This is a genomic window from Mucilaginibacter sp. (assembly GCF_041663085.1).
In the GTDB taxonomy this organism is placed as follows: Bacteria; Bacteroidota; Bacteroidia; order Sphingobacteriales; family Sphingobacteriaceae; genus Mucilaginibacter.
Map to the genome: position 1 here is coordinate 1 of NZ_JBAZRC010000123.1, position 14,969 is coordinate 14,969.

Annotated in this window: 12 protein-coding genes, 1 tRNA gene and 1 pseudogene; 3 read left to right on the forward strand and 11 right to left on the reverse strand. The window is 40.2% G+C overall.

Translation table 11 applies throughout. From position 1 onward, the window contains the following. Window positions 1–52 precede the first annotated feature (52 nt). Window positions 53–125, forward strand: a tRNA-Gly gene (locus tag WC615_RS18080). Window positions 126–134: 9 nt separating this feature from the next. On the opposite strand, the gene WC615_RS18085 is transcribed toward WC615_RS18080, so the two are convergent. Then, entirely contained in the window at window positions 135–758 is a 624-nt protein-coding gene (locus WC615_RS18085) for a hypothetical protein (protein WP_372979473.1), read from the reverse strand. 16 nt (window positions 759–774) lie between these two features. Further along, complete coding sequence (gene nadB, locus WC615_RS18090; protein ID WP_372979474.1) at window positions 775–2,367, reverse strand: L-aspartate oxidase; 1,593 nt, start codon at window positions 2,365–2,367, stop codon at window positions 775–777. A 407-nt stretch (window positions 2,368–2,774) separates the two neighbouring features. Here nadB and nadA point away from each other — a divergent pair, with 407 nt between their 5' ends. Then, window positions 2,775–3,767: a quinolinate synthase NadA gene (gene nadA / locus WC615_RS18095; RefSeq protein ID WP_372979475.1), complete on the forward strand. Its 993-nt coding sequence runs from the start codon at window positions 2,775–2,777 to the stop codon at window positions 3,765–3,767. A gap of 183 nt (window positions 3,768–3,950) precedes the next feature. On the opposite strand, the gene WC615_RS18100 is transcribed toward nadA, so the two are convergent. Next, complete coding sequence (locus tag WC615_RS18100; RefSeq protein ID WP_372979476.1) at window positions 3,951–5,372, reverse strand: DNA/RNA non-specific endonuclease; 1,422 nt, start codon at window positions 5,370–5,372, stop codon at window positions 3,951–3,953. A 164-nt stretch (window positions 5,373–5,536) separates the two neighbouring features. On the opposite strand from WC615_RS18100, the gene thiL reads away from it, so the two are divergent. After that, entirely contained in the window at window positions 5,537–6,583 is a 1,047-nt protein-coding gene (gene thiL, locus WC615_RS18105) for a thiamine-phosphate kinase (RefSeq protein ID WP_372979477.1), read from the forward strand. Window positions 6,584–6,727: 144 nt separating this feature from the next. Here thiL and WC615_RS18110 read toward each other — a convergent pair whose 3' ends face one another. From WC615_RS18110 to WC615_RS18145, 8 genes and pseudogenes are all read right to left on the reverse strand, one after another. Beyond that, the gene (locus WC615_RS18110; RefSeq protein WP_372979478.1) at window positions 6,728–8,098 is read right to left on the reverse strand and encodes a DNA recombination protein RmuC; all 1,371 of its coding nucleotides are present in this window, start codon (window positions 8,096–8,098) and stop codon (window positions 6,728–6,730) included. Window positions 8,099–8,170: 72 nt separating this feature from the next. After that, window positions 8,171–9,160, reverse strand: coding sequence for a tetratricopeptide repeat protein (locus WC615_RS18115; RefSeq protein WP_372979479.1), 990 nt, complete (start codon window positions 9,158–9,160; stop codon window positions 8,171–8,173). Between the two features lie 89 nt (window positions 9,161–9,249). Next, the gene (locus WC615_RS18120) at window positions 9,250–9,945 is read right to left on the reverse strand and encodes a hypothetical protein (protein WP_372979480.1); all 696 of its coding nucleotides are present in this window, start codon (window positions 9,943–9,945) and stop codon (window positions 9,250–9,252) included. Window positions 9,946–9,958: 13 nt separating this feature from the next. Beyond that, the gene (locus WC615_RS18125) at window positions 9,959–12,028 is read right to left on the reverse strand and encodes a WG repeat-containing protein (RefSeq protein ID WP_372979481.1); all 2,070 of its coding nucleotides are present in this window, start codon (window positions 12,026–12,028) and stop codon (window positions 9,959–9,961) included. A gap of 119 nt (window positions 12,029–12,147) precedes the next feature. Beyond that, window positions 12,148–12,396: a hypothetical protein gene (locus tag WC615_RS18130; RefSeq protein WP_372979482.1), complete on the reverse strand. Its 249-nt coding sequence runs from the start codon at window positions 12,394–12,396 to the stop codon at window positions 12,148–12,150. A 136-nt stretch (window positions 12,397–12,532) separates the two neighbouring features. Next, complete coding sequence (locus tag WC615_RS18135; protein WP_372979483.1) at window positions 12,533–13,825, reverse strand: tetratricopeptide repeat protein; 1,293 nt, start codon at window positions 13,823–13,825, stop codon at window positions 12,533–12,535. Between the two features lie 68 nt (window positions 13,826–13,893). Beyond that, window positions 13,894–14,373, reverse strand: coding sequence for a gliding motility lipoprotein GldH (locus WC615_RS18140; protein ID WP_372979484.1), 480 nt, complete (start codon window positions 14,371–14,373; stop codon window positions 13,894–13,896). A gap of 1 nt (window position 14,374) precedes the next feature. Then, window positions 14,375–14,969 (reverse strand): annotated as a pseudogene (locus tag WC615_RS18145) (hypothetical protein); the annotation flags it as partial.

A 14,969-nucleotide genomic window follows, 5' to 3' on the forward strand; every position in this document is an offset into this window, starting at 1 on the left:
TTAGTGAATTAGCGATTGATTTACTTTTCTTATGTTTGAATGCTTAATACAAGCGGAAATAGCTCAGTTGGTAGAGCATCAGTTTCCCAAACTGAAGGCCGCGGGTTCGAATCCCGTTTTCCGCTCATGACATCTTAAGTCAATTGTTCATTCCCATACCTTGACTCGAAAAGTTTCAATAAATCCAGAGTATTTGTTACATCAGTATTAATAACACTCAGCACCGTAGTTTGAATAGGGTACTCGTCAATGAAATTTAAATTTTCAATTTCATAAAGGTCAAAGTTATCCATGATTACTTTAAACTTCTCTTCATCCATTCCCCAATATTGTATATATTTTGTCCTATGAACAAATATCTCCTGTAATTCTGTTTCTGTGTTATTAATTATTCCGAAATTGAAAAATCCATCTTGTACTACCTCTGTCTCGTAATTCGCCAAAAAATTTAACAATTCAAATTTATCTACATACTCTCCATATTTTGGTTCTTCATCATCAATATAATAGTAAATAAGAGCAACTTCATCCGGAAAATCAACTGTTAGGGCTTTAATAAGATGCCATAATCTATTATTATCAATATTTATTTCAGAATAAAATGAATACAATTGTTCTGACTCAAATTGATTAATTATAGTATAACCCTCAACTATATTAGCATTAAGTCTTCTTTCCATTATGTCCAAAATAGACTGATCCTGAGGAGTATCAATAAGTTCGGGAGTCCTAATGGTTGGAGGTAATAGTAAAGCCATCAATAATCTTTATTAATTAAAAAACCGTATCCTCTAATACCTCCTGATGTTCAGGATAATCTGTAGTATAATGCAAGCCACGGCTCTCATGCCTGGCCATTGCCGACTTTACCACCAGGTAGCTTACTTGTATCAAATTACGCAACTCACAAAGCTTAACGGATAACTTGGTCTTTTTATAAAAATCCTCTGTTTCTTCATATAGCAAACGCAGCCTGCGCATAGCCCTTTCTAATCTAAAATCAGAACGCACTATACCTACATAATCATTCATCAGCTTTTGCATTTCGCGGATGTTGTGGGTAACTAAAATATCTTCGTTTGATAGCTGCACACCTTTTTCATCCCAGTCGGGTATGTTGGTTGGTATTTCTAAATTATCAAAATCAACAATAGCATCTTTATAGATCCGGTGCGCAAAAACCAATGCTTCTAATAATGAATTTGATGCTAAACGGTTAGCACCATGCAAACCTGTTGAGGAACACTCCCCGCAGGCATACAGCCTGTTTATAGACGAGCGGCCCTGGTGGTCTACCAATACCCCACCGCACATATAATGGCATGCAGGCGCTACAGGGATCATATCACGGGTCATATCTATCCCTATCTCTAAACACTTGGCATATATATTAGGGAAGTGTTCAATAATATCTTTCTTCTTTTTATGGCGAATATCCAGGTAAACAAAATCCTCCCCCGATTTTTTTATCTCAGCATCGATAGCCCTTGCAACAATATCCCTGGGTGCTAATGATTTACGCGGATCATATTCCTGCATAAATTCTTCTCCATTAGTACGTTTTAATACACCACCCATACCGCGTACGGCTTCTGATATCAGGAAGGATGGATATTCACCCGGATTATATAATGCAGTTGGATGGAACTGGATAAACTCCATATTACGCACTTTACCTTTGGCGCGGTAAACCATGGCAACACCGTCACCGGTAGCAATAACCGGGTTAGTAGTTACCGAATAGATATGCCCGGCACCACCTGATGCCATTACCGTAATTTTTGATTCTATTTTCTCTACCTGGCTGTTCTCTGTATTAAATGCATAAATACCGTAACATTTTATATCAGCTGATGATCTATCTACAAACTCGCCTAAATGGTGCTGGGTGATCAGGTCTACAGCAAAGTAGTGGGTTAGTATCTCAATATTAGGTTCGCGGTGGATCTCTTCTAAAAGTGAACGTTCAATTTCAAAACCTGTAATATCCTTATAGTGTAACACACGATATTCACTGTGGCCCCCCTCTTTGGCAAGGTCGTAAATACCCTCGTTCGTCTTGTCGAAATTCGTTCCGTAGTCAATAATCTCGCGAATCCGCTCCGGTCCCTCCTTAACAACAGCTTCAACAACTACCGGGTCGCAAAGGCCATCACCTGCAATAAGGGTATCATTTATGTGTTTTTCAAACGAATCTTCTTTTTTATCAACAACTACAGCAACACCGCCCTGGGCATATTTAGTGTTACTCTCATCTTCGTTAGCTTTTGTAACTATCAGAACCTTACCATGCTTTGCAGCCTTTAGTGCAAAACTTAATCCGGCAATACCCGATCCTACAACAAGGAAATCAACAGTTCTGGTCATGTTTAGTATATGTATTGTGTAAAATTAGTACTAATGTTAATAAGGGGTATAAAACATGTTAACTTTGTGTAAGTAAAATTCTAAAAATAAATGGAATAGTGGATAACTCTGAATTTTACAGTTTTTACGTTTACTTTTGAGCAATTTGTGAGACGATATTACAACGAAACTAACATTTTATTGGACATGTATTTATTAACAAATAAGTATTTAAATTAAAACTTGTTTGTCATACTAATCTTAAAATCAAGAAAGTAAAAAATAAAAAACTGTTTATAAATGTTAGTAAAAATGGAAAAACAACATTTACAGTAAATCGTATCACAACTTCTTAACATAACTAACACCTTAATAACAATAGGTTTATTTATATATATAAAAAGAGTTATTATTAATTGATTTGTGGAATGGATATCTTCGAAGAAATAAAAGTGAAAGGTTTTGCCGACGAATACATCGATCCGTCGCTTGACCTTTTCGCCGAAATAGAAAAACTTAAAAAAGAGAAAAATGCCGTTATACTGGCCCATTATTACCAGGAAGGAGATATTCAGGATATTGCCGATTATATTGGCGACAGCCTGGGCCTATCTCAGCAGGCAGCAAAAACAGATGCAGATATTATTGTTTTTGCCGGTGTACATTTCATGGCCGAAACAGCAAAAATATTGTCACCAAACAAAAAAGTTCTGCTACCGGATTTGAAAGCCGGATGCTCATTGGCCGACAGCTGCCCACCTCATTTGTTTAAAAAGTTCAAAGAGAATTACCCCGATCATTTGGTAATAACCTATGTGAATTGTACTGCAGAATTGAAGGCGTTAAGCGATATTGTTTGTACATCAAGCAACGCAGTGCAGATTGTAGAAAGCTTACCAAAAGAGCAGAAGATAATTTTTGGGCCGGATAGAAATTTGGGTGCCTGGGTAGCTAAAAAAACGGGGCGGGATTTAGTACTTTGGAATGGTGCCTGTATGGTGCACGAGATATTCAGCAGGGAAAAGATCACCAAGCTGAAAGAACGTTACCCTAATGCTAAAATACTGGCACATCCTGAATGTGAGGAAGTTATATTGCAGTTGGCAGATTATATAGGATCTACCACCGGGATACTAAAATACGCTACCAACAGCCCGGATAAGGAATTTATTGTGGCTACCGAAGCCGGTATTTTACACCAGATGCAGAAGGATAACCCGGATAAAACTTTTATACCGGCGCCGCCAAACAATACCTGTGCCTGCAATGATTGCCCGCACATGAAACGTAACACGCTGGAGAAGCTTTACCTGTGCCTTAAAAACGAAATGCCGGAAATTGAAGTACCGGCACACATTATTGAAAAAGCGGTAAAACCTATCGAAAGGATGCTGGAGATCTCTGCAAGTTTAGGTTTGTAAACGCCTTTAATAAGTAATAAAAAAGCGTCATTGCGAGGTACGAAGCAATCTCCCGATAGGCATATTCATTATGCACAGTTCTGAGATTGCTTCGTACCTGGTAATGACGCGTAGAAAAAAGAAAAGCTCTTCATTAATGAAGAGCTTTTCTTTTAAAATCACTTAAATCCTTTAATTAAATAATTACAAGTTATCCTTCTTAGTTTCCACAACATCCTGTACACTTTGCGGCAGGTTTGATAATAGGTTATAACCTGTTGCAGTTTCAATATCACGTACAGTTACGCGGTATTGTTTCCAGTCGCGATTAATACTGTTTACATTTGGTGTGTTAACTGCTATAACTCTGGTATCGGCGGACACACGATTTATATCGCCATTACCAACCGGTACAATTACCGCTATTTTCCAAACATTACTTGGAATGTTTATATGGACATTGCCAGATACGATAGTATTGAAAGGGCCGTTAAGTCCGGTCCCACCTGTTCCGTAGCTTCCCATTATAATGTACACTTCATTACCCGCAGTTACTTGTTCTCGTAAATACCCCTCTAAGTCATTCCAGGTACCTTGATTATTATTTGGTGCCTGTGGTATCATATTGGTCATTAAGAAAGTAGCAGAATTGGCATTAGAAGAACTTGTTCTATCAGCTGAAGGACAATTGTGACCCCTGTCAAAACCATAAGTAGAATAATTGTAGCTATTACTTTGTACAGCTGTCCAGCTACCTGGTAAACCATTAAATGCTGCAAAATTATTTAAACGTGACGATACGTTGGTTACATTAGAAGCATCTAAATGCCAGCTTACCCAATTAGGTTCTGCTTTGGTACTATTGTATGATTCTGTATAATAACCCATGTCAATTAAATAATTATCCATCATTGCAACAGCGGGTTGCGCGCCAGATGGGTTTCCAAACAGTAAGTCACTATTATCTCCGGAAGTTGGCGGAGCATCTGCCCCCACGGTAATACCCCGTGGTGTAGCCGCCGTACCTGTCCCAGAACCATCATCTCCACCATCACCTGGTGTGGTTATAACTATACCAGATTCCCCTTTGCCTTTAAAGGTAATATCATCAATATTGATACGGGTAGTACCTGTTTTTTGGATGCGGAAACGTACCTTTTTAGTTGTGTTAATTTTAAATGAATCCGTAACGAGTGTAGTGCTGGTTTCATTAATATCAGCACCTAATTGAGTAAAAGTAGCACCACTATCTACCGACATCATTAACTGCCAGGTTGAAGCCGCATCATTACCATATTTGGCATGTTTGATGCTAATTTGCTCTAAATTTTTTATATCAAATTTCATGGTAAGGTCACCGGTACGTAATCGCACAGATTTTGTATCGGCTTTAGCATCAGCAGCAAGATTGCCAATTAAAGCATCATTAAAGCTCCATGTACCTGTTTTTAATTGAACATCCAATATTGCGTAACCGCCTTTACTGCCCGTTTCAAAATCCTCAACTATAGTATAGGGTTTTGGTGGCTCGGGTGGGTCTATAGGATGTGTTGGGGTAGTGTCTTTTTTACAGCTTGCAATAAGTAGCACAAGCGAAGAATAAATAAGTAACTTTCTGATTTTCATATAAATGTATTTAGTGAAGCAAAATTAGATTAGTAAAGTTAACTAAATGTTAATAATTTGTTTGTATGATAAATATTACATTGCCGCTAACAGTAAGTGGATAAAGCAATTACAATAAGGTTATTGCATTAAGCTTTTGTATTTTTGTAGATTATTGAAATATTATGTTCGAGAACGAAGAGAAAACCAATATAGAGAACCTTGGAGAATTTGGTTTAATAGACCATCTGACTAAAAATATAAAACTTACTCAAAAAAGTACCATTAAAGGTGTTGGTGATGATGCCGCTGTGCTTGATTTTGAAGGAAAGAAAACCCTGATATCAACAGATATGCTTCTCGAAGGCATCCATTTTGATTTGGCCTATACCCCGCTTAAGCATTTAGGTTATAAAGCCGTACAGGTAAACCTGAGCGATATTTACGCCATGAACGGTACAGCCAGTCAGGTTACGGTTTCTATCGGCATGAGCAGCAAATTCCCGTTAGAGGCTATTGAAGAATTATATGAAGGTATTTACCTGGCCTGTGGTAATTATAATGTGGATATTGTTGGCGGCGATACTTCGGCATCAAAACAAGGCTTGGTTATCAGCATTACTTCTATTGGTTATGCTGATGAAAAAGATGTGGTTTACCGTAATACTGCCGAAGAAGGCGACCTGATCTGCGTATCCGGCGATCTGGGTGGTGCTTATACCGGCCTGCAACTATTAGAGCGCGAGAAACTGGTTTATATAGAAAACCCAAACATCCAGCCCGATCTGGAAGGTAAAGACTACATTGTTGAGCGCCAGTTAAAACCTGAGGCCCGTAAGGATATTATTGACCTGCTGAAAGAATTGAATGTTAAACCAACCGCTATGATAGATGTATCTGATGGTTTGGCATCAGAGATACTGCATATCTGTAAGCAAAGTAATAAGGGCTGTAAACTTTACGAAGAAAAGATCCCTATTGACCCAATGACTTACGAAACTGCCCGCGAGTTTGGCCTTGACCCTACCGTGTGTGCATTAAGCGGCGGCGAAGATTATGAATTACTTTTCACCGTAAAACAAGCCGATTACGATAAGATAAAACACAAAATGGATTTCTCTATCATCGGCTACATCTCCGAACCAAACGAAGGCTGTAGCCTGATCACAAAATCGGGTAACCTGCATGAGTTAAAAGCACAGGGATGGAACGCTTTTAAAAGCGGGCAGTAATTAACCACTATTTCAGCCACGTCTTATCCCCACGCGTCATTGCGAGGTACGAAGCAATCTCTTTAAGCAAATACTTCATGCAAGGCGTATAATTGTCCTAAAGAGATTGCTTCGTACCTCGCAATGACGCTTTATTATTATACCTTACGGGGCTTCATCCAAATACTTACCATCCAGCTGCTTATTTGCCTTAGCCCCCAACCCTTTTATCTTCTCGGCAGTTTTGGTTAAATTTCCATTACCCTCAACCAGTTTATTAAAAGCATTGTTATAAACTGATTGCGTTTGGTTGATGTTTTTGCCGATGCTTTCCATATCGGCCATAAAGCCTACAAACTTATCATACATGGCTCCGCTTAAACGGGCAATCTCCAAAACATTACGGTTCTGGCGTTCCTGTTTCCATATGCTGGCAATGGTACGCAGGGTGGCCAGTAAGGTACTGGGGCTAACAATTACTACCCGCTTATCCCAGGCATCGCTAAAAAGGTCGGCATCCAATTGTACGGCAAAGCTGAAGGAGGATTCTATCGGCACAAAAAGTAAAACAAAATCGGGCGAGTTTACCTGGTACAGGTCGTGATAGCTTTTTGAGGATAGGCCATGTACGTGGTTCCGTAACGATTCGACGTGTGCTTTTGAGTAAAGCTTCCGTTCTTCCTCGGTTTCGCAATTCACCAAACGTTCGTAAGCTATCAAGGAGACCTTAGAATCGATTATTAAATGTTTATCATCCGGAAGGTCAATTATCACATCGGGTTGCAGCCTGCTGCCGTCTGCGTTGTTCAGGCTGGCTTGCACGCGATATTCCCTGTCGCGTACCAGGCCGCTGCGTTCTAAAACCTTTTCCAGGATCACCTCGCCCCAGTTGCCCTGCTTTTTGTTATCGCCTTTTAAGGCTTTGGTTAAGTTTGATGCTTCGGTACTGATAAGTTTGTTCAGATCCATCAACTGGGTAATAACCCCTTTAAGTGTATTGCGCTCGGCGGCTTCCATGTTGTAAACCTTGTCTACCTTATCTTCAAAAGCTTTGATGTTTTCTTTCAGGGGATTAAGTATGGCATCAATGCTCAGTTTATTTACATCCGTAAACTCCCGCGATTTTTCTTTCAGCAACTTCTCGGCAATATTCTCAAACTCGCGCTGAAAATGCTTGCGGGTTTGCTCTATCTCTTCTTTTTGCTCGGCCAGTTTTTCCTGCTGGGCTTTAAAGTATGAGCGGGATGATTCTAACGATTGATTTGCCTGCGCCAGTTGGCTGCGCTCGTATAAAAGCTCGTCCAGCAAACGGCTTTGGTCGTCTTTAAAATGTTTGGTAAGGTTTTCTTTTTCGGTGAAGATGCCTGCCGCTTTTTCTTCGGCTTTGGCTAAAGATATTTTCAGGGATTCATTCTCTGTTCTTAAAATCAACAATTCATCCGCAGAAATAAGTGCGGATGAAGGCCTTCTTAATAAAATAACGAGTACAAGGGCTATAATAATAACCGCGGCTATAATGATAATAGTTACATCCATTTTGATAAAAATATTAGCAAAACGAATGTAGGTATTTTACTATTAAAATAAAAAGCTTAGTAAAGCATAGGCTTACTTACAAAAGTGGAGTACATTGTCTTTAGCAATTTTATTTCCCATTTGCGCAGCTTTTTTAAAATCGGAGCAGGCGGCGGCATCGTTTTTCATGAGATGTTTTACAAGCCCCCTGTTATTATAAGCATCACTATTTTGTGAGTCGAGTTCGATAGACTTTGTATAATCTTCAATAGCTCCTTTAAAATTATTAAGAGAGCGTTTGCTATAGGCCCTGTTAAAATAGGCGGTCGCATTTTTAGGGTCGGCAGCTATTATTTTATCGGCGTCGGTTACAGCACCAGCGAAATTGCGGGTAATTAAACTGGCTATCATCCGTGCGTTATAGGCCTCCATATTTAAGGGGTTTATGGCTATCACCTGGCTATAGTCGGCAAGTGCGCCTTTCACATCATTCTGGTCGTTTTTTAAATTGCCACGGGCAAAATAAGCATCTTCCGGAGTGGGGCTAACCAGTATGGTTTTATCCAGATCGGCCAATGCACCGGCTTTATCTTTTAAGGCTATTTTAGCCATACCACGGCTGTAATAAAAATCGGGCCTTGCATCAAGTGCAATAGCTTTATCATAATCCTGCACGGCTTCGGCAAAATTATTAAGGCTATGGTTAGCCAAGCCCCGATTATAATAAGCAACACCCGTTGGTTTTATCAGTATGGCTTGGTCATAGTCGGCAATGGCTGCGGCAAAATCACCTAACTGGTCTTTCAGGCGGCCACGATCTATAAAGGCGAGCTCCTGATTATAGTTTAAGCTAACAGCCTTATTCAGATCCTGCAGCGCTCCGTTAAAATCTTTAAGGTTAATTTTAGCACGACCACGTTCAAAATAATAATCGGCCTGGTTGGGATAATTTATAATCTCTTTATCAAAAAAAGCAACTGCTTTTACACTCTCCAGGCTATCGGCTGTGCTCACCTTTCGGTTAACATCCTGGCAAAAAGCTATAGTGGGGACAAATAAAATAAGGATAAAAAACCGTTTCATTCAGGCATCAAATTTTAAACAAAATAGGTTTTTATTTGATGCCTGGAATAGAATATTTAGGGTTTTATTAAGGGTGGTTTTAAGCTTTTTTAATATCGAGTTAAAAGCCCGCTCGTTGATCTTGCTTTTACCAGGTAATGATCAAATTTAGGGTTTGTTATAAAAAAGGTAACGGAAATATTATCAACCTTATGATACGCATCGACATAAAGCTTATTTGTATTGGGCGTTTCTTCGCTATAATTACTGGAGGAAACAGGGTTTTCTACATTTAAAACCATTTTAGCAAGTTTGTTCCCTTTTTTCCATTGATAAGTAATGTACCTCGGTTCGTTATTTTTATCATTAGGTAAAACACTACCATACTCGGCAGAGATCTCTTTAATCAGTGTATCAAGTTTACCCGGGCGCACATTCTCCTGCGATGCTGCAACCATAAAGGTTTCTTTATCATCAAAATCCATCACCACATCCAGGTCGCCAAAATAGAAATCATTAAAACGTGCCAGGGTATCCCCAACAGGCGAAGAAGAAACAGTATATTGTACATACCTAAGTGTAGAATCAGACCCATCAATTTGTATGGTTTCTTCTTCAGACTTAACTGAATATTTTTCATTGTTCCTGAAAAGGGTTTCGTCGCCAAAAAAGGTTTCGACATCTAAATTCAAACCAAAATTATCCAGGTGCAGCAGGGCCTTACCAAATTGTGGTTTTTGGTTTGACGAGCAGCCAAAAAGGAGGAGCGCTAAAGCGGCTACAAACAAAAAATTAACTTTTTTCATGCGTTATTTATATCTAATTAATTGGCTGGCCTGCGTAATTGTATTTTTTTCCGTCGATCTCATAAATGGTGCTTTTGCCGGTAAGCGAGATAGTAGGGTCGCCTAAGGTTTTAAATGGGATCTGTTTAACCTTCTTACCTGAAGTATCAATCAGGCTGAAAATATTGTTATCATACACAAGGGCATAACCACCGGCAAAACCGTAGGCAACGGTATATTTCCCAAAAACAGGCTGCCCTGCTTTGTTTAAATACCCGTATGATTTGTTGATGTCGTCTGTGCGGTATACAGCAAAGCCTTCCTGAAAATCATTTATATAATTAAATTTAGGTTCTGTCACTTTGGTTCCGTTACCCTTCATAATACCCTTTTGGTAGCTATCAGAACCCTCAGAATATAACAATAAGTCCTTATCAATTGGCTTTAAATTAACGTACGTTGGCTGAATAACAGTTCGCCCATCTTTATCTATCAGCCCTAACTTCTCTTTTTCGTTTTCAATTATTAGCACGCCATAATCAGGGTAAGGAGTTATTTTTAAGCCCTTCAGATCATTAACCAGCTTATTATCCAGGGTTCTGATCTCGTATTTTTTGCGCCCCCTTTTTGATTTGGTTAAGAGTAACACATTCCCTGTTTTTTCTATTTCATCGTATTCAAAAGGGATAACCACCTTGTCGTCGTTCTCTAAAACGCCAACGTATTTATTTGAGTCGGAAAACAGGGTTAAATGATCTGAAATATCCTTTATATATGTATAGCCCTTTTTAATAGGGATAAGCTTTTTATTATGCACATCCAGGTGGAAGTCCTGCTTTTCTTTATAGTCTTTATAATATAAGCCGGTATTGTCGGCGCGGTCTAACCGGGCTTGTGAAGCAGGAATAACAATAGTATAATTACTATCCACTACACCATATTTATCAACCCGGTTATCGGCAAAGGCTTGATAAGGCGAAGCAATCTGTGTAATTTTTGCAACGGCAGACTGTTCTATTGTTTCTTTTTCGCGGGTAATGTATAAAACCAGTTCTGCAATTTTATCGGGGAATTTTAAAGTAACCCTTTGTTTTTCTAATCCAAACAGGTCTTTATCTTGTTCCATAAGCTCTTTAAGGCGCTTAATAGCATCCATGCCCTTTAAGCTCTTATCGTTTTCAAGGCCTTTATATTTTGTGTTAAAATGGTGGTATTTAGCTATAGCCGGGAAAAGAGACGATGGTATTTTATTTAACTCTTTTACGATGGCGTCTTTGTTATTTAATTTGGAAACGGCTTTAAGAATTTGCAAAACCGAAGCCATATCATTTTTAATACTGCCTTTAATAGTTGTTAGCGGCATTGCAGAATTACTTGACGAATTCATGAGCACACCCGCGGGGTTCAGGGCCTGGTAAGACAGGAGGTCTTTATACAAAGGCAGCGGGGCGTCAAATTCTATATTATCATCCCCGGCCGAATCTATTTCGATGATATATTTATTATAAGCGATCTCTTTTTTGCCTTTGGGATTAAACTTAAAGGTTTCAAAACTTTTTGGGTATTCGTACTTAAAATCGACCGCCGCACTATCTGCCTTTACCAGAGCAATTTTATCTTCGGGATAGGCCTGCCCTTTGGTATATACCTTTTTTAATTTTACATCAATATCGTCTGTTGATATGTTTCCAAATTTTTCATCGATACCAACCTGGAACCTGGAACTCGGAAGCTCGGGCTTTTGTATAAAGTATAACCTTTTCGAGTATTCATTAATATCTTTTTGAATAGCGGCAAAGTCGGTATTGATTCGAAAAGCAGAATCAGGCTTTAGCTCTGCTTTTTTGCCGCTGCCATCGCTCATGGAGATACCAAAACCGATATAGATGGTAAACCCGTCCATTTCTTCTTTTAAGGAAGCTAAACTGTCAATATCGGTCTTTAAAGTTTTTTGAAGGTTATCTCCTGATAAGGCAGAGACCCTTTTAATATACTCATCCTTGGTTTTTACATCTTCGAGAGATGGCGTTGAGCAGGATGCAGCAATAAGAATAAAGAATAAACCGAATATATACGATATGCCTGAGTGTATTTTTTTATTCATTGTGATTGGTGTGGTTAATGGTTACCGGCGAAAAAAAGATAGATTATAGCATACCCAACAGCTAAAATGAGATTGTTGTTTTAAACTACATGGGCTTATTTGATGCGGGAAGATGAATATCAGGGGTTTTTCTTCAAGGTATCCCTGGGCGCATTGGTTGTGCCGGTGCCATTACCGCTGGTATCTTTACCGCCGGTTTCTACAGGCGTTGCGGGTAATTTGTTGGTATCGGCAGGGCTTTCGTTACCCACATGTGTTTGGCCGGAATCAGCCGCTGCACTATCTGTAACTTTGTTTGCCGAATTGCCTTGGCAGGACGATAAAAATAGCGCTGCTGCCGCGAATAAATAAACAAATAACCTTTTCATAATTAACGGGTTGATGTACCTTAACTACAAACAATAACATTTGCATGTTTTAATTATTTGTGGAAAACGGCAATAAAAAGCCGGATAAACCTGTTATGGTCTACCCGGCATATAAGTGTTTTTGCCCGGGGGGATATTATTTACAAAACTTTGTTTGGTTCTCTATAGCATACTTATTGCCCAGTTCAATAGACTTTTTAAAATCGGCGCAAGCGCCTTTATCATCGCCTGCATAATGTTTTGCAACGCCCCTGCTATTGAATGCGTCGCCATCTTTCGGATCAAGCTCTATCGCTTTATTATAATCAACAATAGCACCAGTAAAATCTTCTAAATAACGCTTTGCCAGGCCACGGTTAAAATAAGCATCGGTGTATTTTGGGTCAAGTTCAATTGTTTTGTTCAGGTCGGGGATGCTGTTTTCATAATCTTCCAGGTTAATCCTGGCCGTGCCTCTTTTAAAGTAGCCGTCCGGGTCTGTTGGGCTAAGTGTTATAAACTGGCTGTAGTCATCAACAGATTCGTTATAATTGTTAAGGGCGTCATTAGCAAGCCCACGATTATAATAGGCAATATCGTACTTGGGATCTATCTCCAGGGCTTTGTTAACATCTTCAATTTCGCCTTTATAGTCTTTAAGGTTGTATTTGGTAACACCCCTTGAGTTATAAGCCTCGGCATATTTGGGGTCTAACTTTAATGTTTGGTTATAATCTTCTATAGCGCTTTCGTATTGTTCTAAATTACGCTTTGCGTTACCGCGCATATAATAGCCATCCGGGTCGGTTGGGGTAATCTTTATCGATTGGTTATAATCTTCAATGGCCGCGGCATATTTTTTTTGCAGCGATTTAGCATACCCCCTGTTGTAGTAAGCTCCGGCCGCTGTTGGCGAAAGGGCGATAGACCGGGTATAATCGGCTATAGCGCCATCATAATCTTCAAGGCGTTTTTTGGTAATGCCGCGTTCGTTAAAAAAGTCGTCGTCTTTTGGGTCTAGTTCAATGGCTTTATTAAAATCGAGCAGCGCGGCTTTATCATCATCCAGGTGCCTTTTAGACAAGGCCCTGTTATAGTAAGCGATGGCTTTTTTTGGATTGTTGGTAATAACCTGCGTATAATCGGCAATGGCTCCTTTATAGTCTTCCAGGGCGTCTTTTACAAGGCCGCGTTCTATCAGCGCATCTTCGTATTTAGGGTTTAGCGCAATGGCGGCATCATAATCTTCAAGCGCAGCTTTATTGTTTTCAAGTTTGCGCTGTGCCGAGGCCCGTTTAAAAAACGCGGTGGCGTCTTTTGGGGTTTGTGCTATTTGTTTAGTGTAATACTTTATGGTTGATGCGGCTTTGGCGCTATCAGTATTTGGTGTTGCTGTTTGCGCGTTTCCAAATAACGGGCAAAGTAAAACCAGCAAGGTTAACTTTTTCATTGTTTAAGGTAATAGGTTATTCAACTAATATAATGGTTTTTGATAGGATACCAGGCAGATTAGAAAAATTACTGCGCTTTTTCTATCCTTAAGCCGGCGTCAATAACCTCGTGAAGCGGGTTATCGCGCATGTTCTGCTCTATCTCAAAATGATAAACCCCCCTGGCAGGGAATTTATATTGTGTGCGCAAAGGCAACTGATAGCTGTATAAATTACCGCTGCCGCTACCCAGCCATTCGCCATCTTTATTAGCCAGTTTAAACTCGTAACGGGTGGTATGCGTTTTTTTGCCCGGCGATGTTTGCGACAGCAACGCGAAAAGGTTAGAATACTTATAGCTGCCGCTTACCCTTACATTAAAGTACAGGTTATAGGGCACGCTGATATCATCTATCTTAACATCATATTTTACACGGTTAACGTACGACCAGTTATGATTAGCGATCTCTGTGCTTTGATCAACAACCGCCTTAGGGTCGGTGCAGCCCTGCGCTGTAAAAAGCACAAGGGCGGCTAATCCGTAAAAAACAACTTTAAAAGCATTCATTTTATTCAGACGGGGGCGGATTATCGGTTCGTGGTTGACTGTTGTTTGGGTTATTTGGCCGCGGGCGGTTGTTATTGCGCCTGTTGTTATTACCCTGCGGGCGATTGCCGCCGCCACCTTCAGGTCTTGGCCCAGCCTGTTGCCCATCTGGCCTGTTACCGCCTTGCTGTTGTTGCTGACGGTTACCATCTGGCCTGTTACCCTGTTGGCGATTACCCCCACCATCTGGTCTGTTGCCGCCCTGCTGTTGTTGCTGACGGTTGCCTTCCGGTCTTTGTCCCTCCGGGCGGTTGCCACCTTGTTGGTGTTGCTGGCGGTTGCCTTCGGGCCTCGGGCCAGCTTGTTGCCCATCCGGACGGCCACCACCCTGTGTACGGTTGCGGCTTTTATTTTTGTTTTTATTCTTGTTGTTTTGGTTACGGCGATCATCAAGGCGGGTAAGGCTATCCTGGCCCACAACGTTCTCGTAATCCAGCACTTTTACCGGCTTGGTTTCTATTTCAATTATCTCACCCAAATCGGCAGGGATAATGCCTTCGCGGTTTTGTTGTTGAATTTCTTTAACCTTGGCAATTGGCATCGGCACCCAGGCTTCC